Here is a 20,392-nt window from a genome sequence, read left to right on the forward strand (position 1 = left end):
GCACTCAGACGGACGCCCATGCCCTGAAACTTCGAGTGTTGGCGCTTGTTCATCACCGCACTTCCGATCATTCGCATTGTTTTAGGACCTTCACATGACTACCGCACTCGCACGCCCCATCGAACTTCCCTGTGGCGCATTTCTGAGGAACCGTATTGCAAAGGCAGCAATGAGCGAGGGCATGGCAGATCCCGCGAACCACGCCACCTTACGACTGGACACCTTGTATGCGCGATGGGCGCGATCGGGTGCAGGCCTCCTCCTCAGCGGCAACATTCAGGTCGATCGCCTGCATTTGGAGCGCCCGCTGAACATCGTCATCGACGACGACAGCGGCCGTCAACAACTGGCAAGGCTCGCGTCGGCCGGCACCTCCGGAGGCGCGCATTTCTGGGCTCAGCTGTCCCACCCCGGCCGGCAGGTCGAGATCGCCTTCAACGCCGCACCTCTCGCGCCGTCGGCCGTCGCACTCGACGTGCTCCGCGGCCTTGGCGAATTCGCCATGCCGCGCGCCATGACCGAAGCGCAGATCGCGCAAGCCATCGGGCAGTTCGCATTCGCGGCGCTGGAGGCACGTGATGCCGGCTTCACCGGGGTCTCCCTGCATGCGGCCCATGGGTATCTGATTTCGCAGTTCCTAAGCAAGCTTTCGAACAAACGCGACGATCGCTGGGGTGGAAGCCTGGCCAACCGCGCCCGCTTTCTGCTTTCCGTGCTACAGGCGGTGCGCGACGCCGTTGGGCCAATTTTTCCGGTCGCGATCAAGTTGAATTCGTCTGACTTCCAACGGGGCGGGTTCAACCACGAGGAATGCATCGCGCTCGTGAAGATGCTCAACGGCACCACCCTCGATCTGCTGGAGCTCTCCGGCGGCTCGCTCGAACAGCCGAAGGTCATGGGCATCTCGCTCAAGGACGAAGGTGAAGACGGGCCGCGCCAGAGCACGGTGCAACGAGAAGCCTACTTTCTCAACTTCGCCAAGGATGTGCGCGACGTCGCGCGCATGCCGGTTATGGTCGTCGGCGGCTTCAGGTCTGCCGGCGTGATGGCCGGCGCCATCGACAACGGCGAACTCGACGTGGTGGGACTTGGACGCCCCATGATTTCCGACCCTGACCTGCCCACGCGCCTGCTGTTCGATACAGCCGCCGTCGCGCCGCGCACCGAGGACGGGCTCGAAATCTTCCACGTGATGCCGTGGCACATCATGCAGCTTGAGCGCATGGCGGACGGCTTGGAACCGGACTTGACCATGAGCGGCTCGCAGGCCGCAGAGATGTTCGGCGCGCTTGAGGCGCGCAACGCATCGGCGCTGCTGCGTCATCGTCATTCGGCATCCGATTCGCCGGCACGCCATTGGTGATTGCCGGACAACATCGTGATCCATCTCACGTGGCTACCGCGGTACTGCAACTGATCCTACGATTCATCCATAGCGAATTTCTTTTGCGAACGGAACCACAGCCGCACTGTGGTGCGCTCGAGATCTCGAGCATCGACGAAGGCAACTCATGACCAAGTTTGCAGCGAGCATCGGGCTCGCACTGCTGTTCACCACAGGCTGCGCGATGGCGCAGCATACCGCGTCGCACGGCTCAGTACCCGAGCCAAAAGTGACGCCGCTCCTGCTCAAGGAACTGGCGGACATCCCTGGCAAGGAGGTGCTAATGATCACGGTGGACTATCCCCCCGGCGGCGCAGACCCCGTGCATCGCCATGATGCGCACGGCTTCATCTACGTCTTGCAGGGCTCGATCGTGATGGGCGTCAAAGGCGGCAAAGAAGTGACGCTCAAACCTGGCGAAACCTTCTATGAAGGCCCCACCGACATCCACACCGTGGGACGCAACGCGAGCAAGACGAAGCCCGCACGATTCGTAGTGATGCTCGTGAAGAACAAGGGCGCGGAAGCCGTGCTTCCGGTTAACTAGCCCGCTGTCTGCCTTCCACCCGTCGCAACGAAGATGACGGATGCCAGATCGCCGAGGCGGCTGTAATGAGGCGTGCACTTTCCATCCGTTCGTGCACGGGACGAACTCACGTCGGCGCGGCATTCCCGCGTAAATCCGACCAGCAACACGGCGACGCGACGGGTGGAAGGCAACCCTCATTCCCCCCACAAGAAGCAATGCGATGAAACTCTTCTATATGCGCGGCGCCAGCTCGCTGGCCGACCACATCGTGCTCGAATGGTCAGGCCAAACCTATGAGGCGATCCGCATGGATCATCGGGGCATCAAGACCCCGGAGTACCTGGCGCTCAACCCCGCTGGCGTCGTGCCCCTGCTGGTGCACGGCGACTTCGCTCTGACCGAAAACGTGGCCATCCTTGGCTACCTTGCGGACCTTCATCCGCATCTGTTGCTGGGGGGCGATGGGTCGCCGCGTTCACGGGCGGAAGTGATGCGCTGGCTCGGTTACCTGAACTCCGATGTCCACAAGGCGTTCAGGCCGATCTTCTACCCCGGGCGGTACTTGCCTGACGACACCCTCGCAACTCAGCTCGCCGCCACAGCGCGGGGCCACGTGGGGGAGCACCTCCGGCGGCTCGATGCGCAGCTCAAAGGCCACGAATGGCTCACAGGCACGCGCTCGATCGCTGATGCCTACTTGTTCGTGATGCTGCGCTGGGCCATCGGCACAAAGGTCGGCCTACACGGTTTCGGCAATCTTGCGGACTTCGTGCACCGCATGCACGCCGACGAAGGCGTGCATGCCGCGCTCGTGGCTGAAGAAGGGCTCGCTCCCCGCGGGGGCCGTGCGCGCGGCGCGCAGGACCAGCTGATGCGCCTGAACGAACGCATCCGCGACAACCTGGCCACTACGCTGCAGGCCGAAGTAGTCGGAACGGTCGAATACCGCGAGGGCGATGGCGCCGCGCATGAGGTGCGGCGCGGCCGCGTCGAGATCGAAGTCTCGCGTCTGGACACCGTCTTCAGCTGGCATGACGAAAACTACAGCGCACAGGCTGCCATTCCTTTTCAGAATTTCGCCCGCTATGTCAGCGATGGCGCGGTTTGGCTCGACCTTTAGGCACCGGGGCGATGACCGACCCGCTCTCCCCGCGTGCGCCCGGATCGCGTGACTCGATGAACTTCGACGTCGTCGTCGTGGGCGGTGGTCCTGCAGGACTGGCGACCGCTATCCGTATCAAGCAGATCAATGCCAGCATCTCGGTCGCGGTACTCGAAAAGGGCAGCGAACTCGGCGCGCACACGCTTTCAGGCGCGGTAATGGACCCACGGGCCCTGGACGAACTGCTGCCTGACTGGAAAACCTTGGGCGCGCCGGTCGCCCAGCGTGTCACGCGGGACGAGTTCCTGTTCCTCGGCAAGCACCGCTCTCTTCGCACGCCGGCCTTTCTAATACCCCGGTGCTTCCGCAATGAGGGCAACTACGTCGTCCGGCTGGGAGAACTTGTCAAGTGGCTGGGCGTGCATGCGGAGAGCATGGGCGTCGAGATCTTTGCGGGCTTCGCTGCTAGCGAGGTTCTTCATGACGCACAAAGGCGTGTTGTGGGCGTAGCGACGGGCGACATGGGTGTTGGCCGCGATGGCAAGCGCACCGCGGCCTTTCAGCCCGGTGTCGAGCTGCGCAGCCACTACACGATCTTTGCGGAGGGCGCACGCGGACAGCTAGGGCGGCAACTGATCGAACGCTTCGGCCTAGCCGAAGGCCGCGATGCGACGAGCTACGCCATCGGGCTGAAGGAACTCTGGGAGGTCAATCCCGCCCAGTCCAAGCCGGGGCTGGTCGTTCACACCGCCGGCTGGCCGATGGACAACCGGACGTTCGGCGGCGGGTTTCTCTATCACCTCGACAATAGCCAAGTCGCTCTCGGCTATGTCATCGGGCTCGACTACAGCAATCCCTGGTTGAGCCCGTTTGATGAATTCCAACGCTGGAAGACCCACCCCGCGATTCGACGGCACATCGAGGGCGGCAAGCGCCTCGGCTACGGTGCACGGGCCATCAACAACGGCTTCCCGCAGAGCTTGCCGCGCACCGTGTTTCCCGGCGGGGCACTGGTCGGTTGCGACGCGGGCTACCTGAATGCCGCCCGCATCAAGGGCAGCCACGCCGCGATCAAGACCGGCATGCTGGCGGCGGAGGCGGCATGCGCAGCGCTGCACGAAGGCCGCTCGGGAGACGAACTAGCGGCGTACCCGCACGCGTTCGAGGGCAGTTGGCTGCGAGAAGAACTGAACCAGTCGCGCAACTTCAAGCTGTGGTTCAAAAAAGGCGCGCTCGTCGGCACGCTGATGACCGGCATCGAGCAATGGCTCCTGCCTAGGCTTGGCATTGCGGCGCCGCCTTGGACGCTGCACGGCAGCCAGCCCGATCACCAGAGCCTGCGCCCGGCCGATGAGTGCCCACGCATCGCCTATCCGAAGCCTGACGGGGTGCTGACCTTCGATCGGCCGAGTTCTGTGCACCTGAGCAACACCCACCACTCTGGGGACCAGCCGGTTCACCTGACGCTGCGCGATGCAGCAGTTCCGGTCGACGTCAACCTGCACGTGTACGCCGGCCCGGAGAGCCGCTACTGCCCCGCCGGCGTCTATGAGTTCCTCAAGGACGATTTAGGCCGCGACAGGCTCCAGATCAACGCTGAGAACTGCATCCATTGCAAGACTTGCGACATCAAGGACCCGACCCAGAACATCGTGTGGGTGGCCCCCGAAGGGGGCGGTGGCCCGACCTACACGTCGATGTAGGCCGGAGTGCACACCTCTTGCGCGGAATGAACAACTCCGGAACAGTGAGCGAGCCGTAAGCTTCCTCACGCCAGACCGCCGCAAACGCGTGTGGGCCTGTATCCGGCAGAGCTTCGAATCCCGCTTACCGACATCGAACGCGCGGCGGGGATGCCCGTCGAAGACGGCGCCTTGTTGCTGAGCCGCACGCGGCTCAGATCATCTTCTGGTCCACATAGCACCAACGCCATGATTCGCCTGGCTCGGCCGACTGCATGACCGGATGGCCAGTTTCGTGGAAGTGAATGGTTGCGTGCTTGCCGTCGGACGAGTCGCAGCATCCGACGTGCCCGCAGACCAGACAGATACGCAGATGAACCCAGCGCCCTCCAAGGCGCAGGCATTCTTCGCAGCCGTCGGTGTTCGGAACGACTGGACGAATCTGATCCCGATGCGTGCAGAGGGTGTTCATGTTTTTCCTTGAGGTCGGGCAGAGACCGGGAGGGTGCGGATTCCACAGCACGCATGTGGAAGGCGCGCGAGCGCCTCTTCCACAACGATCCTGGCGGCGCTAGCGTGGATCCGCCGTGGTCAGCGTCTTCTCGCCGGTGTCGACGACGAACACGGCGAGCACACGCGCGGGCTTTGTCGCACTGGCATTGGCGCTCACGCCATGGTGGTCGCCGGGCATTTCGTAGAAGTTCTCGCCGGCCTTGAGTACCTGCTCGGGCTGGCTGTTGATCTGGCTCCGCACCTCTCCTTCGAGAACGGTCGCGTAGATGAACGCGGAAGGCGGGTGAGTGTGCGACGGCGAGCTCGCGCCCGGCGCGTAGTCGACCAGCACGCCCCGCATGCTTTTACCAGGCACGTTGGGAATGGGCCTGTCGAAGACAAGCGACACCTTCGCCGCGGACTCGGCCAGAGCGCTCGTCATCGACAGCGCCGCCAAGGCGGCGCAAAACACCAGTGGTTTAATCATTCGGTTTCTCCGGAAAAGGTCAAGGGTCATGAAGGAAATGGATTCAGCGCAGATTTGAATATGCAGTGGGTGAGAGCAGACGGTTCTCCCAATGTGAGAGCAGCGGACCGTCCACCTCGCTCCTGGTCAAGCCCTCGAGCCACTCGGGATCGCTTGTCATGGCGTTCCAGCACCGCTCGCGCTGCTGGACATCGGCGAACCTGACAAGCCAGGTAACTGTGTGGTTGCTAGGACCGATCTCGTCGGTCCAGAAGCCCAATGCATCAATTCCATGCCTGGCGAGCAGCCCGACCACCAAGTCGGAGAAGCGGCGATGCAACGCCACCATCTTTCCTGGCATTGCGTGATAAGTGCGAAGTTCGTAGATCATGATCTGCGGCCTGCAAGCCTCAAAGCTTCAACACTGCCGAGCCCACGGTGCGCCGCTCTTCGAGCTCGCGATGGGCCTGGACCAGTTGCTCAAAGGGGTAAACGCGAGCGGGTGTTGCATCCACGACGCCGGAAGCGACCGCATCGAACAGGTCCGCCGCAGCGGTGACCAGTTGCTCGCGCGTGGCGACGTAGTGCGGCAGGACCGGCCAAGCCAATTGAAGCGCCCTCGGCGCAAGTTCGAAAGGGTTGATGTCCGGCAGATCACCCGAAGCCTTGCCAAAGACGACAAGCATTCCGCGAGTCGCCAACACCTGCAGCGAGCCTTTGAAAGTGTCTTTGCCGACAGAGTCGAACACAGCACGAACGCCGCGGCCTGCAGTGATTTCCATGACGCGATCGACGAAATTTTCCGTGCGGTAGTTGATGACTTCGCTGCAGCCGGACGCCCGCGCTACCGCGGCCTTGGCATCGTTCGATACCGTCCCGATGACCTTCAACCCCATGGCCTTGCCCCACCGCGCCACGATCTGGCCGACGCCGCCCGCAGCCGCGTGATACAGAACGGTGTCACCTGCTTTCAACGGCAACATTTCCTTGAGCAGGTACCGCGCCGTCAGGCCCTTGAGCAACACGGATGCGGCCTGCTCGTCGGTCACATCAACCGGTATGGCGACCAGCCGGTCGGCGGCATAGAGACGCGCCGTCGCATAGGAGCCGTTGATGTCGTCGGAATAGGCTACGCGATCGCCAACGGCGACCGAGGTTACTCCGGGGCCAATGGCCTCCACGACGCCCGCGCCTTCGTTGCCGAGGATGGCAGGAAGTGCCGCGACGGGGAAGCTGCCCCTTCGGTAGTACACATCCACGAAATTCAGGCCGAGCACCTTGTTCCTGACCACAACCTGCCCGGGGCCGGGTTCACCTAGTTCGACGTCTTCGAACTTCAGGACGTCCGGACCGCCGTATTCGTGGATGCGGGCCGCTTTAACTTTTTGATTCATGTCGATGATCTTTCGCGTTGTGGTTGTTTGTTCTGAGGGCTCAGCCGGCTGCGACGGAGTTGCGCAGCCAGTCGGAAAACGTCGTCTCGGCTACTCGTGCGTTTTTGCCCGCCACCAGGGACTCCGCGGCCAGCACGGCACCGAAGTACGGGGCCTGTGGATCGCGCACCACCTCGCGCGGATCGCCTTGAGCCACGAGCCACTGAGCGACGGCATCGGCCATGGGGATGTGCTGCGGGCCGCCGATTTCGATCAATGCGTTGCGAGCCTTCCCGACGACGGTGTCGGCGAGCAGGGCGACCACTTCGTCCGCGGCTACAGGTTGCATGAGCGCGGGTGTCAGCCGAAGGCTGCCGTCCTTTGCGTCCGTCTGCGCAAGCCCGCCGATGAATTCGAAGAACTGCGTCGCCCGCACGATGGTGAAGGGCACGGCCGAAGCGCGCACCAGAGCTTCCTGCGCCACCTTGGCGCGGAAGTAGCCGTTGTCCGGCAGGCCTTCAATGCCGACGATGGAGAGCACCACGTGATGCTTAACGCGTGCCGCCACCTCTGCTTCGAGCAGATGGCGCGTAGAAGTCTCAAAGAACTTCAGGACGGCCGCTGGTTCGAACGACGGAGCATTCAGCACGTCAACAACCGCATCCACGCCCTGCAGGGCTGCGTTGAGCCCCGCACCGGTGATCACATCGACCCCGCTTGCCAGCGACGCGGCCACCACCTCGTGCCCTCGCTCCCGAAGCACGCTCACCAGCTTGCCGCCGATAAAGCCTGTGCCTCCCATAACTGAAATCTTCATAGTTTCTCCTTGGGTTGATGTCGGCGCGTCAGCTAAGCCGCTTCGACAGTGAAATGGCGTAGGCCGTGTGCCGCGCCACAAAAATCGGATCCTGCGGATGACCAATGCCGACGGCCAGTTCCGCAGGGTTGAACGCGGCTCGGTCGCAAGACGCGTTGTCGTCCAACGCGGTGATCGTGAGGGTTCCGAGGCGAACGAATTCGCGCTGATCCTCGTCCGGCCAACGGCGTGTCACGTCCATGGTTGGGTCATCGGGGTGGCCCAGCAGCGCAAGCAGATCGAAGCGCACTGCGTGCGCAGCGATGCGCGCTTCCAAATCCTGGATCAGGAAGTCCGCGGGCGCGGCGTGGGCCTCGTCCTCGGTCAATGTGGTTTCGCCGTCGACCGGGACGAGCTTGAACTTGACGAATCGGACCTGCCCCTTCGCGTCAGTCGCCGGGAACGAATGCACACCCCAGTAGGTCACGCCCGCAAAGCTCGCCGGCAAGGGCTTTGAGGCCACAAAGCGGGCCTGGTTGAGAGTTTCCGGGTTCGCGTCGGAGAAAGCCTTCAACCGCTCTGGATCTGGTTTGCCGTCGGGGCCCGGTGCACGAACTTTCAGGAATGTCAGCATCTGGTCCAGGCTCCTGGCAAAGTGCACCGGCGCGCTCTCCATCACCAGCGTGGACCTCTCGCCTTCGTTGCCGAGCCTGAACGCAAATCCCCGCAGCACCGCTCGATTGTTGTCGGCGACCTTGGGATTGCCACTACCTACCGAGAAACGGGCAACGACGGCGGACGCCCGGTTGAAGCTCGGGGAGCTGGTAATTTGCACGGCATCTTCCGATGGCATGTAAGTGCCACGAACGCATTGGCCTTTGGCGAACGTGGCACGCACTTTCGGAGGCTCGCCAGCGACTGCCTTCAGCGCACTAACGATCTCAGCCGGCGTGGCGCTACCGAAGATGCTCGCGTCAGCGTGTAGGGTGTTCATCTGCTCTCCTCATCGGAATCGCGGGCCATGCGGACTCGTTCGTAGCCACACAGCGCGGCGTCCGGAAATCGTAGGCAAGGGGTGTCGGCCGCGGAAGCCACGTGCAGCTCGCCACCGTGTTGAACGTTGCGCACCAATCCACGGGTGCGTTTTTCCATTGGTGTTTGTTGCGCAACATCCCGGTTCGCCAAGCGGGGCTACTAAGCGTTTACGCCGCTGCCTACGATGTCCGGCAGCCCTCTTCTTTCACCGACGCAACAGGTAAGCACATGAGCCAGACCATGAAGATCGACTTTATTTCCGATGTTTCCTGCCCCTGGTGCGCCATCGGCCTGCACAGCCTAGAAACAGCGCTCGGACGCACTCGCGATGTCGTGGACGCCACGATCGATTTCCACCCCTACGAGCTGAATCCCACGATGCCGCCGCAGGGCCAAAACATCGTTGAACACGTCGCCCAGAAGTACGGGTCTACCCGCTCGCAGTCCGAGGCGAACCGCGACATTCTTCGGGCACGTGCCGCGGAGGTAGGCTTCACCATGCTGGTGTCCGAGCACAGCCGCATCTACAACACGCGCGATGCCCATCGGCTGCTTCACTGGGCCGCCGGCAAGGGCCGACAGTCCGAGTTCAAGCACCGTCTGTTCGACGCAAATTTCACTGAGAACCTCAATGTGTCGGACCCAGTGGTGCTGACGGATGCAGCGGAGAGGGCGGGTTTGGACCGCGCGGAGGCCCAGGCGGTGCTGGCGTCCGATCGCTATGGCGAGGAGGTACGCGATGCAGAACGCATGTGGCGCTCGCGTGGGATCCATTCCGTCCCAGCCATACTGATCGACGGTAAGCACCTGATTTCGGGAGGCCAGACCCCCGCGATTTTCGAGCAGGCGATCCGGGAAATAGCCGCACAGGCTTGAGATGGGCTAGTGGTCCTGGCCCGCATTTGGCGGCCTCCGGTTTCACCCATAGGCGGCACGCGAGGCGCCACCGTCACGGCGGCGCACCGTCTCCTGAGCGTGTCGTCGCGTTGCACGACTTCCGAGCAGGCCCCTGCGATCGGCTAGGCTGATCGCTTCAGTGCGGCTCGTGGCGGACAGCTTCCGCAGGATCGCCTGCACGTGCGACTTGACAGTGCTGCTCGAAATCTCGAGCTCACGCGCGATGGTCTTGTTGCACTGCCCCACCGCCAGCAGCCTGAGCACGTCCGTCTCACGGGTGGTGAGCGGTTGTCGAGTCAGGCTTTCGGCCATGCACTGCGCGACCGACTGCGTCATGTAGCGGCCGCCCTGCGCCATTGTTCTTACACAGCGCACCAGCTCCTCCAGCGCGCAGCCCTGCAGCAGGTAGCCTTCCACATCCTGTTCGAGCGCCAAGCGGATCTCGTGCTCGCGGTCGAAATCGGTCACGATCAGCAGCTTGGCCTGTTTAAAGATCCAGCCGCCGTCCGCCTCGGCCGTAGCTGCACGCAATGCCATGGCATTCCTGAAGTCGGTCACCAGAATGTCCGCGGCATAGATCAGATCCTGGCCTTGCTCCACCGAATCGCGGGTCACCTTTATGCCGGGATGTCCTTCTAGCGCAGTCACCAGCCCTGCGGCAATTAGCGGCTCCGGGTGCGTTACGACAACGGCAACTGCAGGTGGTTCGAAAGCGTTCATGGTGTGTATTCCTCGTCGTTCTGGATCGATACGGTGCGAGAGCCTCTGCTCCTGCTCCCACTGCGGTCATCGTGGCCGGATCAGCGCAGGGAAGCGAGTTATCGGTTGCAAGTCGTTGCTAGCGCCCCTCGCCAACACATTTCGAACACCTGCCCGATGTGCAGCTCGCCTGCAAGCGCCGTGCAGGGCCATCTGTGCCACCCGCTAACAACGCCTAACAACAGCTGCCATCCGGGCCGCGCGGCATGGCTGATGATGGCGTCATGTCACCTGCCGTCCCTTCACAAGCGCTCGTCGCACGGGCCGCACTTCAAGAGTGCGATTTTCCGCCGCCTGTGGCTGCCTTCGTTCGCGCCGTCAACGCCATGGACCATCCCGCCTTGGTCGCGCTGTTCGCAAAGGAGGCGCTGGTTAACGACCAACTGCGCGATTTCTGGGGACTGGCGGCCATTTCTGCATGGCTCGATACGGAGGTCGTCGGCGCCAGGCTGCAGCTGACGTTACGGGCCGTGGTTCGGCACTTCGAGGACACCGTGGTGACGGCCGAAATTACCGGCGACTTCGACAAGACCGGCCTTCCAACTCCGTTGATCCTGGACTTTCACTTCTCCATTGACAACGGGCTGATCTGCCGCCTGATCATCTTGAGCAAGCTCCAGGCCGACGCCGCTCCGGAAATCCGGGTCTGGCCGCCAGATCCAAGGCCGTGACCTCGACCCACGCGCTACCTGCAGCAAAAGGACTTGCTACACGCAGGATTTGAGAGCTCAAGTAGTATCCGCTGCGTGTTGTATCCACCTGTCAAGACATTGTGAGCGCAGGCCCTCCTGCCCTTGCGCGGACGATCACGTCCGCGACGGAGCGACTTTCGTTCGGCCCCTTCAATCTTTTTCCTGCCGAGCGTCGCCTGGAGCGCGATGGTGCGCCGGTGCGACTCGGCGGCCGCGCACTGGACCTGCTGGTCGTGCTGGCTGAAGCCGCGGGTGAAGTGGTCAGCAAGAAGACGCTGCTCGCCCGGGTGTGGCCAGACACCGTCGTCGAAGAGGGAAGCCTGCGTTTTCACCTTGTCGCTCTCAGGAAAGCCCTGACCGACGGCGGCTCGGGCAGCACCTACATCACCAACATTGCAGGTCGAGGCTACTCCTTCGTGTTTCCTGTGGTCCGCAGCAAGGGTGGCTCCCCTCCCACGAGCGGCCGCGGCGCGGCGCTAGCGTCTTTTTCGCGCACCCTGCCGGCCAGCGCCGCTTCGGTTGTCGGTCGCAGCGATGCCATTTCGGTGGTGGTGGAACAATTGCGTCAGCGCCGGTTCGTCACCATCGTCGGACCCGGCGGGATCGGCAAGACGACCGTTGCCATCGCCGCGGCCAATGCGCTGGTCGACTCTTTCGGCGGCGACGTCGTGTTCGCGGACCTGTCGCTGATCAACGAACCCGCGCTGGTATCCCCCACCCTCGCTGCCGCAATGGGACTGACGCTGCACGCTAACGACAGTGCCGCAGGCATCGCTGATCATCTCGCGCACCGCACGACGCTGATCGTGCTCGATTGCTGCGAACACGTGATCGACAGCGTCGCCGCGCTGACTGAGCGGCTAGTGCGCGATGCGCCACTGGTGCACGTGCTCGTCACCAGCCGCGAGGCCCTCCGGGTGGATGGCGAGTACGTACATCGTCTAGCGCCACTGGACTACCCCGCGGCCACCGGCGAGCTTAGCGCGACACAGGCGCTTTCCTTCTCCGCTGTCCGCCTGTTCGTGGATCGCGCTGCCTCGAGTGGATCGGATTTCGTCCTGAGCGACGCCGACGCACCTCTGGTCGCCAAGTTGTGCCGAGAGCTCGACGGGATCGCACTGGCCATTGAATTGGCCGCCGGCCGGCTCGAAGCCTATGGCCTGCGCGGCATCGTGGACCTGCTGGACCGCCGCATCAAGCTCATGTGGCATGGCCGGCGCACCGCTGTGCCGCGGCAGCAGACGCTAGGCGCCACTCTCGACTGGAGCCACAACTTGCTGACGGACACCGAACGCGCGGCGCTGCGACGAGTTTCAGTGTTCGTCGGCGGTTTTTCCCTCGAAGCCGCTGCGTTCGTTGTGGCGGGCAAGGACATCGCCATTGCCGACGCCTCCGAGGCGATCGGAAACCTCGTGAGTAAATCACTGCTGAACGTGGATGCGGGCGGCACCACATTGCGCTACGTACTGCTGGACACCACCCGCGAGTACGCCTCCGGTAAGCTGCTCGACAGCGGCGAGACAGGTGAAACCACGCTGCGCCATGCCGCGTATTTTGCACAGTGGCTCCGGGAGCGCAACGCGGTTGGCGGCTCCGACCGCGAGACCGAGGCCGTTGAAGTGGGCAACCTGCGCGTCGCGCTCAGCACCTGCCTGACCGCCGGCAGAGATCCTGCGCTGGGTTGCGAATTGGTCACTGAGTCGGCTCGCATCTTCCTTGCGCTCTCGCTTCTGGTGGAATGCGCGGCCTGGGTGTCGTTGGCTCTGCGCAACCTTCCCGACGATTCGCGCGGAACGCTGCGCGAACTCGACCTGGAGACTGTGCTCGGCCAAGCCCTGACGTTCACGGGTGGCGATCGGCACGAGATCGAGCGCGCCTTCGCGCGCGCACTGGAGATCTCCCAGGCTTTGCATGACACCGACAGCCAGTTCCGCATCTTGAACAGCTTGGCGATGGCCCGGCACCGCGCCGGTGACTTCCGAGGTGCCCTTGAAACGGCGCGCGAAGCGGAGATCGTTGTGGCAGCCACGCACGACGTCGACACAGTGGCGATCTCCGACTCGATGCTTGGCGTTGCGCTGCACATGGTCGGGGAGCTTGCGGAGGCAGACCACCGGTGGCAACGCGTAATCGCATCCGGCGCCAGCACTGATCGATTTTCAACGGCCACCCATTTCGGGTTCGACCATCATGTGCGCGCGCTCTGCGGACGAGCGCGCACTTTTTGGCTGCAGGGTAAAACCGCGCAAGCAATGGCCGAGGCATCTCGGGCGATCGACGAAGCTGTGCGCCTGGACCATCCTGCCACACTGTGCATTGCATTGATCTGGGCCGGTGCAGTGTTCGTATGGCAAGGAGACTCGGTGCGCATGGCCGAGGTACTCGAAAAGCTGTCGACTCAGGCAAAACTGCACTCGCTCGGCCCATACCTCGCGGTTGCGCAGGGCCTCCAAGGTCAGATGCTGATTCGAGCTGGCCGACCCGATGCGGCCGTTCCGCTGTTGAGGGAATGCCTGCGCGAGCTCAAGTCCAACCATTACGAAATGCTCTCGACTACGTTCGTGATCGCCTTGGCAGAAGCATTGTCGGGTGCTGGCCTGGACGAAGAAGCCCTTGCAGCGAGCAACGAGGCAATTCGTCGCATCGATAGCGGCGGCGACCACCTCCACCGTCCAGAGGCGCTGCGGACGAACGGCAGTGTCTTGGCCAAGCGCGGCGAATGGAATCAAGCAGCTACCCTGCTCGCTCAGGCTGCCGCGCTGGCCGCATCGCAAGGCGCCAAGGCCTGGGAGCTTCGCGCACTTGCCACGCTGGCGGAGGTTCGCAGCCGACAGGACGGCCTCGACGAACTCAGCCCATCCGGGACCGGCTGAGCTGGCGGCCAGCCTCAACAGTCTCCGCCGCACTGCAGGTCGAGCGTGCGCGTGCTCACCGTCATATAGTCTACAAAAGCGCGAATGCGTTGCGGTAAGTGCTGGCGACTCTGGTAGCAAAGATAGTGGCCGCGATCATCGGGTGCGTGCTGCGCGAGACAGGAGACTAGCTCGCCCGAGCGCAGAGAATCGCACACCTGGTAAGCGGCCATCTGCGCGATGCCCTGGCCGTCGAGCACGGCCTGCAGGACCAGGTCTGCGTCGTTGAAGCTGTGCGAGGCACGCGGCAGCAGTTTTTGCGTCTTTCCGGCCACCTTGAACTCCCATTCGAAGATTCGTCCTGAGGCCAACCGGAAGTTAATGCACCGGTGCTGCGCGATGTCGTCGACGCTTGCCGGCAGGCCGTGCGCCTGAACATAGGCCGGCGAGGCGCAGAGCAGCATCTGCATCGGGATCAATTGCTTGGCAATGATCTGGCTGTCCTCCAGCCGACCGCTGCGAAAGGAGAGGTCCACGCCTTCGGCTGCGAAGTCGCTCAAACTGTCGTCGAGCAGCAGGTCCAGGGTAACGTCCGGGTGCGCGGCACGGAAGCCCTTGAGCAGGGGCGCCACCACCTTGCGGCCGAAGCCGACGGTGGAGCTGATGCGCAGGTGCCCGCGCGGCGGACCCTCGCGCAGTTCGCGCATTTCGCTGAGTGCCTGCACAAGGTGCTCCACGCCGGGACGACAGTTTGCATAGAACAGCTCACCCTCACGCGTGAGCGTCGTGGACCGTGTCGTCCGGTGGAAAAGACGTGTGCCCAGGTTCGCCTCCAGCTTCTGCACGCTCCGACTGACTGCCGAGCGGCCGACGCCCAGGCGGTCGCTCGCTCGCGCGAAGCTTCCCTCGGCCGCGACCATGATGAATGTGACTACACCTGCGTAGCTTGTGGCAAAGCTCGAGGCGAGCGTGTCGCCGCCGCTGTTCGGAGAAAGACCGTGGGAAACGGAAAGCATGGTGACTCCTTCGATTGGAAAAAGGGCGCCTTGGCGCGCTCTCATGCATTGCAGTTTGAACGGGGCGACCGCCATGTGAAATCCGCCACATGGCGGAGACGCCGTGCACTGCGCAGCGTGGATTGGTGCGCTGAGCGCAACACAGCAGACACCCCGGCCGCCCTACCGCCAAGGCGCGCCCCCGCCTACGCTCCACTTCGCGGTATTGGCCCGAGCAGGCCGCGTCACTCACTGCCCTATTCCGTCACGGAGTTCCCATGAGCCCAAACTTGTTGACTTTCGAACACAATGACATCGCTGATGCCGTCTTCGACGCCACGGGCGTCGCTGCCCGGGCCAAGCGCGCTGGCGATCTAGCGCCCGACGTGACCTTGCCCGACGCAGGGGGGCATCGTGTGCGACTTTCCGACGTGTGGCAAAAGGGGCCACTCGTTCTGGTCTTCTTCCGCGGCGGCTGGTGCGCCTATTGCGATCTCCAACTCCGCGCCTGGCAACGGCAAGCAGGCGAACTCGCGCGGCTGGGCGCCACACTCCTGGCCATCTCTCCACAGACACCGGACCACTCCCTGGAGACAGCGCAGGACAACAATCTCACGTTCACCGTGCTCAGCGATTCGGACCTAGAGGCCGCCAACGGCTTCGACCTCGCATTCACACTGCCTCCCGAACTCGTCAGTTTCTATGGGTCGGTCGGCACCGACATTCCGGTGCTGAACGGAAACGGCCTTTGGGTACTGCCGGTTCCCGCGACCTACGTGATCGACGAGCAAGGCCGCATTCGGTTCGCACACATCGAGGAAGACATCCGGCAGAGGGCCGAGCCGGGCGACGTGATCGGTGTCATCGCTCAATTGGTGGGGGACCGCGAGCGCGCACCGGACATCGGCACCTAGCGCGGCCGCCGCGAGGACCTAAAAGCCAGCGGCTTGTCACAGGAAGGACCGGTCAAACGTCTTAAGAACATGGACAACACCAGCCAGAACTGTATGAATGGCGCCTTACCCGCCATTCCGGGCGCGAACGACCCTGCTGTCAAACCGACGCCCTCTCTATGGGACGCCCTGAAAGCCGATGCCCCCAGAGGGTCCGCAATACGCACCGACGTGGTGCGCCGCATGAGCGACGGTGCTGACCCCGCATCAGCGGCGACGAGGGGCGATTCTCTTGCAACGAGTTTCACGACAAGCTACGCCGGGGTAGTCGCATTCATGGCCGTGGTGGCGGAAGGCAGTTTCGCGAAGGCCGCAGACCGGCTCGGCGTCGGCCGATCTGCAATCAGCCGAAGCGTGCAGAAGCTGGAAGAACAGTTGGACGCGCGGCTCTTCAGCCGTACCACTCGAAGCACCACATTGACCATCGAGGGCGAGCGCTTCTATGCCAACTGTCACCCGGGTGTGGAGCACATCGTCAACGCGTTGGAGGACATGCGCGAAATGCGTCAAGGACCGCCAAGTGGGCAGCTGAGAATTTGCTCTACCGTGGGCTTCGGCCGCAAGGTCGTGGCGCCGCTGCTCAAGGGCTTTCATGCAGCCTATCCGAACATTGCGCTGGAGCTGGTGCTCAACGACACATTCGCCGACTTCACTTCGGACCGCGTCGACGTGTCGTTTTGCGCTGGGCGCATGGAAGACAGCCAGGTCGTCGCCAAGCAACTGATTCCGATGCAGATGCTGTTGTGCGCCTCGCCGGCCTATGCGAAGGCGCACGGCCTGCCGGCAAGCGTCGAGGAAATTGCGAGCCATTCGTGCATCAATTTCCGGCTCGCTTCGGGGCGGGTCTGCGAATGGGAATTCAAGGTCGCGGGCATCACGCAGAAGATGCTGCCGCGCGCAACGAGTAGTTTCAACGACGAAGAGCTTGTGCTCGACGCCGTACTGCAGGGCCGAGGTCTTGCTCAGATGGCAGCTTACCAAGTGTGCGAGCTTGTACGGCAGGGCCACCTGGTTACCTGCCTTGCGCAGTATGCACCGGACGACCGCGGCCATTACATCTGCTACCTGAGCCGCCAGCAGCTGCCGTCACGCATCCGCGTGTTCATCGACCACATGACGGCAGCGACGCGGGCACTCAACTTCGACTGCTCGTCAGAGGCCTCGGAGTTGGGCGCCGTGGAAGGTCTGAGGGCCTAGCGGTAATGTTCCAAGCGGTTGTTTCGAGGAATCGAGAGAAGCGCGACTGGTGTCGCCAGGCTGATGCCATGGTGCCGTCGATGCCAGCTTGGATGTAGGTTCACAGCTGCGAGGCTTGGCGTCGCTGGTCTGGTTTCGCGTCAGTGCGGTCGCACTCCCACTCGCGCAGCGCAGGCCGTATGAAAACGCTCGAGCTCGCCCGCGCTTGCGGTCGATAGGCCCTGATGAACATCGGCCGGTGCCAGGTTCGAGGCATGCCTTACCGAACACCCGCAGCGGAACGACATGCCGTCCTCGGCCAACACCCGCTAGAGGACTGTCCGGCAGGCCTGCCCCGCCATTGGCCAATTAGAAGCCCACCAATCTCGGGTGGACCGCACTGACACCATGCGTCTCGGCGGCTTCTGATGCATCGGCACCAAGTTAAGTAATGTCGACAAGCATCGAAGAGGGCGTAGGTACCTCAGTTTGGGTTCTCATCGATTTGGAGTTTGAATCGATTGAGCATTTGGCGAACTCTAGTCTTTCGAAACTTCTCCGAGCAAACACCCTGAATAACCGCTTGTGCCTTCACGGGTGGCGAATCACTCAGGCGTTCCGCCGGGCACAGGCTTACGGCGGTTGGGCTTGCGAGTGTCGCGCGACGCATGACGTTTCTCCCCGGCAACGGCAGCCGTGTCGGTACCGATAGCGCCTCCCTCCGGTGTCTTTGCGATATCCCCCGCGGGTGCTGCCACCTTGCCTGCCGGCTTGGCCGCTACTTTGGCCTGAGCGCGCATCTGTGGCTTGCTGTCGGTGATTGGCTGACGTTCTGAAGACTGAGCGAAGGCGCTGGTCACCAACATGGCGGCGGTCATGACTGCGAGGTACTTAAACATTTGAAATCCTTGAAGTTAAGGGAATGCACCTCGCGACAGCAGAGGGCCAAAAAATTCTATGCTGCCCTGTCGTGCAACTGGACGCGTGATTGATGCCTTTGCGGAAACACTCCGCGCCCGCGTTAGCACTCGCGATTGGTGCGCACCGGACAACACTGTGAGGCCTCGTGCATGGCTACCGCTCGCTCGGCCTCAAACCTACGCTAGCTCCTGTTTCCGCGGTTCCCGCAAACGGGTAGCTCAGCCGCTCTGAGCCTCACGGCATCCGCCCTCTCCAAGGAGTCGTTCATGACCCAACGCGTCAACTACATCCAGCAGTCTCCGGAGCCTTTTAAGAGGTTCGTCGAATTCCTCAACGCCATCAAGGAAGGGGACATCGAAGAGCCAATACGCAACCTTGTGTCGATCCGCACGGCGCAGCTCAACGGCTGCACCTTTTGCCTGGACATGCACGTCAAGCAGGCCAAGATCCAGGGCGAGCGCGAGTTGCGTCTGATGCATCTGGCGACCTGGCGCGATTCCACGCTGTTCATTCCGCGGGAGCGCGCTGCATTGGCCTGGACCGAAGTCCTGACAAAGCTGCCTGAGCAAGGTGTTTCCGACGACATCTTTGACCGCGTGCGCACGCAATTGTCGGAAAAGGAAATCTCCGACCTCACGTTCCTGGTGATGTCTACCAATGCATGGAGTCGACTGAACATCGCCTTCCGGACCGTGCCAGGCTCCTCCGACGAGGTCTTCGGCCTCGGCAAGGCAAACCTCGGCTGATTCCCCATCGTCATTCATCCGGCCCATGCGAGGCCAAAAGGAACCCATCATGAAGATCGTTGTCATCGGCGGCTCAGGCCTCATCGGCTCCAAGGTCGTCAACAGGCTACGTGAAGGCGGCCACGAGGTCGTCGCCGCGTCGCCTGCATCGGGCGTCAACACCATCACCGGTGAAGGCTTGGCCGAAGTGCTCGAAGGCACACAGGTCGTCCTGGACGTGGCGAATTCGCCATCGTTCGAGGACAAAGCCGTGCTCGAGTTCTTCGAGACCTCGGGGCGCAACCTGCTTGCGGCCGAAGCCGCAGCCGGTGTCGAGCACCACGTCGCGCTGTCGGTCGTCGGAACCGACCGACTCTCCGAAAGCGGCTACTTTCGCGGCAAGATCGCGCAGGAAAAACTTATCCGCGCATCGAAGATCCCGTACACGATCGTCCACTCGACGCAATTTCTAGAGTTCCTCGGCGGCATAGCGCAATCGGGCACAGACGGCAACACGGTGCGCCTCTCGCCCGCCTTCGTGCAGCCAATCGCTTCGGACGACGTGGCAATCGCGGTGGCGGACTACACCATTGGCACACCGGTCAACAACGTGGTCGAGATTGCAGGTCCCGAGCGCGCTCGCCTGTCTGACCTCGTGCAACGCTATCTCATCGCCATCGAGGATCCTCGATCGGTTGTCCAGGACGTGCATGCACGCTACTTCGGTGCCGAACTGGACGACGACACGCTGTTACCCAGCGCCAATGCGCGCATCGGCACATTGAGTTTCGAATCTTGGTTCGCGCTGCCCAAGGCGGCGCACTGAGAAACTCGCCTCCACCAGTTCCGACTGTGCGCACCTGCTGACCCCCGGGCGTCCCCTGGGCAGGCGCGTGCCGTGCGGCGGAGGCGGAGGCGGCCGTTTTTCACGAGCGGTCCGTTCCACACAACTTTTTTCCGGTGACCACATGGCCCCAAACTCCGAACCTCAAGCCCTTGTCGAAACGAGCCTGGCGGCTATACGCGGCGGGCAATACGTCGTCGATCCCGCGCACACTCGGGTGTTGTTCAGCGTTTCGCACTTTGGCTTCTCCACCTACTTCGGCGAATTCACCGGGCCGCAGGGCACGCTGGACATTCCGCGGTCGGCGAACAACGCTATCGCGCGGCTCGCGGTGTCGGTACCGGTGGCCAATGTGTCGACCTCCAACCGTACGCTCGATGACGAATTGCGCAGTGGCGACTGGCTGGATGCAAAGCGCTTTCCGCTGATTGCCTTCGAGGCGATATCTCCTGTCTCTCTGGCGGTCAACACGCTACAGGTGATCGGTACGCTCTCATTGCATGGCGTCAAGCGCGAAGTCGCCTTCGATGCGAATTTCGTTGGGGCCGGCATCAATCCGAAGAAGCAGGTCTACACGATCGGCTTCGACATCCGTGGACGCATCCGCCGCAGCGATTACGGCGTGACCGCCGCGCTCCCGGTGATCGGCGACGAACTGAACCTGATCATCAGTGCGGCCTTCGAGCTCAAAACCGAATAGGTTCGCTGCTGCCCTCCTT

21 protein-coding genes are annotated in these 20,392 nt (G+C 62.8%); 12 read left to right on the plus strand and 9 right to left on the minus strand.

Annotated elements, in window-relative coordinates; translation table 11 throughout:
- The first annotated feature begins 94 nt into the window (after nt 1-94).
- The 4 genes from AC3A6R_RS21175 (at nt 95) to AC3A6R_RS21190 (ending at nt 4,718) form a co-directional block, all read left to right on the plus strand.
- Nucleotides 95-1,363 (plus strand): NADH:flavin oxidoreductase/NADH oxidase family protein, encoded by a 1,269-nt coding sequence (locus AC3A6R_RS21175; RefSeq protein ID WP_487865481.1) that lies wholly within the window; start codon nt 95-97, stop codon nt 1,361-1,363.
- Nucleotides 1,364-1,511: 148 nt separating this feature from the next.
- A complete protein-coding gene (locus AC3A6R_RS21180; protein WP_487865482.1) occupies nt 1,512-1,931 on the plus strand; it encodes a cupin domain-containing protein in 420 nt (139 codons plus the stop codon).
- A gap of 202 nt (nt 1,932-2,133) precedes the next feature.
- Nucleotides 2,134-3,033: a glutathione S-transferase N-terminal domain-containing protein gene (locus tag AC3A6R_RS21185; RefSeq protein ID WP_487865483.1), complete on the plus strand. Its 900-nt coding sequence runs from the start codon at nt 2,134-2,136 to the stop codon at nt 3,031-3,033.
- Nucleotides 3,034-3,044: 11 nt separating this feature from the next.
- Nucleotides 3,045-4,718 carry an electron transfer flavoprotein-ubiquinone oxidoreductase gene (locus tag AC3A6R_RS21190; protein WP_487865484.1) on the plus strand — a complete coding sequence of 558 codons (1,674 nt, stop codon included), beginning with the start codon at nt 3,045-3,047 and terminating at the stop codon, nt 4,716-4,718.
- A gap of 193 nt (nt 4,719-4,911) precedes the next feature.
- Here AC3A6R_RS21190 and AC3A6R_RS21195 read toward each other — a convergent pair whose 3' ends face one another.
- From AC3A6R_RS21195 to AC3A6R_RS21220, 6 genes are all read right to left on the minus strand, one after another.
- A complete protein-coding gene (locus AC3A6R_RS21195; RefSeq protein WP_487865485.1) occupies nt 4,912-5,169 on the minus strand; it encodes a ubiquitin carboxyl-terminal hydrolase 14 in 258 nt (85 codons plus the stop codon).
- A gap of 99 nt (nt 5,170-5,268) precedes the next feature.
- The gene (locus tag AC3A6R_RS21200; RefSeq protein WP_487865486.1) at nt 5,269-5,706 is read right to left on the minus strand and encodes a cupin domain-containing protein; all 438 of its coding nucleotides are present in this window, start codon (nt 5,704-5,706) and stop codon (nt 5,269-5,271) included.
- Nucleotides 5,707-5,719: 13 nt separating this feature from the next.
- The gene (locus tag AC3A6R_RS21205) at nt 5,720-6,046 is read right to left on the minus strand and encodes an NIPSNAP family protein (RefSeq protein WP_487865487.1); all 327 of its coding nucleotides are present in this window, start codon (nt 6,044-6,046) and stop codon (nt 5,720-5,722) included.
- A gap of 19 nt (nt 6,047-6,065) precedes the next feature.
- Nucleotides 6,066-7,049, minus strand: a complete 984-nt coding sequence (locus tag AC3A6R_RS21210) for a quinone oxidoreductase family protein (RefSeq protein WP_487865488.1) — start codon at nt 7,047-7,049, stop codon at nt 6,066-6,068.
- A 40-nt stretch (nt 7,050-7,089) separates the two neighbouring features.
- On the minus strand, nt 7,090-7,845 hold the full coding sequence (locus AC3A6R_RS21215; RefSeq protein WP_487865489.1) for an SDR family oxidoreductase: 756 nt from the start codon (nt 7,843-7,845) through the stop codon (nt 7,090-7,092).
- Between the two features lie 28 nt (nt 7,846-7,873).
- Nucleotides 7,874-8,818, minus strand: coding sequence for a catalase family peroxidase (locus tag AC3A6R_RS21220; RefSeq protein WP_487865490.1), 945 nt, complete (start codon nt 8,816-8,818; stop codon nt 7,874-7,876).
- 101 nt (nt 8,819-8,919) lie between these two features.
- Here AC3A6R_RS21220 and AC3A6R_RS21225 point away from each other — a divergent pair, with 101 nt between their 5' ends.
- Nucleotides 8,920-9,735, plus strand: a complete 816-nt coding sequence (locus tag AC3A6R_RS21225; protein WP_487865491.1) for a DsbA family oxidoreductase — start codon at nt 8,920-8,922, stop codon at nt 9,733-9,735.
- Nucleotides 9,736-9,777: 42 nt separating this feature from the next.
- Here AC3A6R_RS21225 and AC3A6R_RS21230 read toward each other — a convergent pair whose 3' ends face one another.
- Complete coding sequence (locus tag AC3A6R_RS21230) at nt 9,778-10,476, minus strand: response regulator transcription factor (protein WP_487865492.1); 699 nt, start codon at nt 10,474-10,476, stop codon at nt 9,778-9,780.
- Nucleotides 10,477-10,739: 263 nt separating this feature from the next.
- On the opposite strand from AC3A6R_RS21230, the gene AC3A6R_RS21235 reads away from it, so the two are divergent.
- Both AC3A6R_RS21235 and AC3A6R_RS21240 read left to right on the plus strand, forming a co-directional pair.
- Nucleotides 10,740-11,186, plus strand: coding sequence for a nuclear transport factor 2 family protein (locus tag AC3A6R_RS21235; RefSeq protein WP_487865493.1), 447 nt, complete (start codon nt 10,740-10,742; stop codon nt 11,184-11,186).
- A 101-nt stretch (nt 11,187-11,287) separates the two neighbouring features.
- On the plus strand, nt 11,288-14,080 hold the full coding sequence (locus tag AC3A6R_RS21240) for an ATP-binding protein (protein ID WP_487865494.1): 2,793 nt from the start codon (nt 11,288-11,290) through the stop codon (nt 14,078-14,080).
- 14 nt (nt 14,081-14,094) lie between these two features.
- Here AC3A6R_RS21240 and AC3A6R_RS21245 read toward each other — a convergent pair whose 3' ends face one another.
- Entirely contained in the window at nt 14,095-15,075 is a 981-nt protein-coding gene (locus AC3A6R_RS21245) for a LysR family transcriptional regulator (RefSeq protein WP_487865495.1), read from the minus strand.
- Between the two features lie 269 nt (nt 15,076-15,344).
- On the opposite strand from AC3A6R_RS21245, the gene AC3A6R_RS21250 reads away from it, so the two are divergent.
- Nucleotides 15,345-15,968, plus strand: a complete 624-nt coding sequence (locus tag AC3A6R_RS21250; RefSeq protein ID WP_487865496.1) for a peroxiredoxin-like family protein — start codon at nt 15,345-15,347, stop codon at nt 15,966-15,968.
- A gap of 222 nt (nt 15,969-16,190) precedes the next feature.
- Nucleotides 16,191-17,204: a LysR family transcriptional regulator gene (locus tag AC3A6R_RS21255; RefSeq protein WP_487865561.1), complete on the plus strand. Its 1,014-nt coding sequence runs from the start codon at nt 16,191-16,193 to the stop codon at nt 17,202-17,204.
- Between the two features lie 584 nt (nt 17,205-17,788).
- Here the strand turns inward: AC3A6R_RS21255 and AC3A6R_RS21260 are convergent.
- Nucleotides 17,789-18,082: a hypothetical protein gene (locus tag AC3A6R_RS21260; protein ID WP_487865497.1), complete on the minus strand. Its 294-nt coding sequence runs from the start codon at nt 18,080-18,082 to the stop codon at nt 17,789-17,791.
- A 288-nt stretch (nt 18,083-18,370) separates the two neighbouring features.
- Here AC3A6R_RS21260 and AC3A6R_RS21265 point away from each other — a divergent pair, with 288 nt between their 5' ends.
- The 3 genes from AC3A6R_RS21265 (at nt 18,371) to AC3A6R_RS21275 (ending at nt 20,373) form a co-directional block, all read left to right on the plus strand.
- Nucleotides 18,371-18,850, plus strand: coding sequence for a carboxymuconolactone decarboxylase family protein (locus AC3A6R_RS21265; RefSeq protein WP_487865498.1), 480 nt, complete (start codon nt 18,371-18,373; stop codon nt 18,848-18,850).
- A 49-nt stretch (nt 18,851-18,899) separates the two neighbouring features.
- Nucleotides 18,900-19,655 (plus strand): SDR family oxidoreductase, encoded by a 756-nt coding sequence (locus tag AC3A6R_RS21270; protein ID WP_487865499.1) that lies wholly within the window; start codon nt 18,900-18,902, stop codon nt 19,653-19,655.
- 142 nt (nt 19,656-19,797) lie between these two features.
- Nucleotides 19,798-20,373 carry a YceI family protein gene (locus tag AC3A6R_RS21275; protein ID WP_487865500.1) on the plus strand — a complete coding sequence of 192 codons (576 nt, stop codon included), beginning with the start codon at nt 19,798-19,800 and terminating at the stop codon, nt 20,371-20,373.
- Nucleotides 20,374-20,392: the final 19 nt, after the last annotated feature.

This window comes from Variovorax sp. Soil_C_19 (assembly GCF_057657255.1).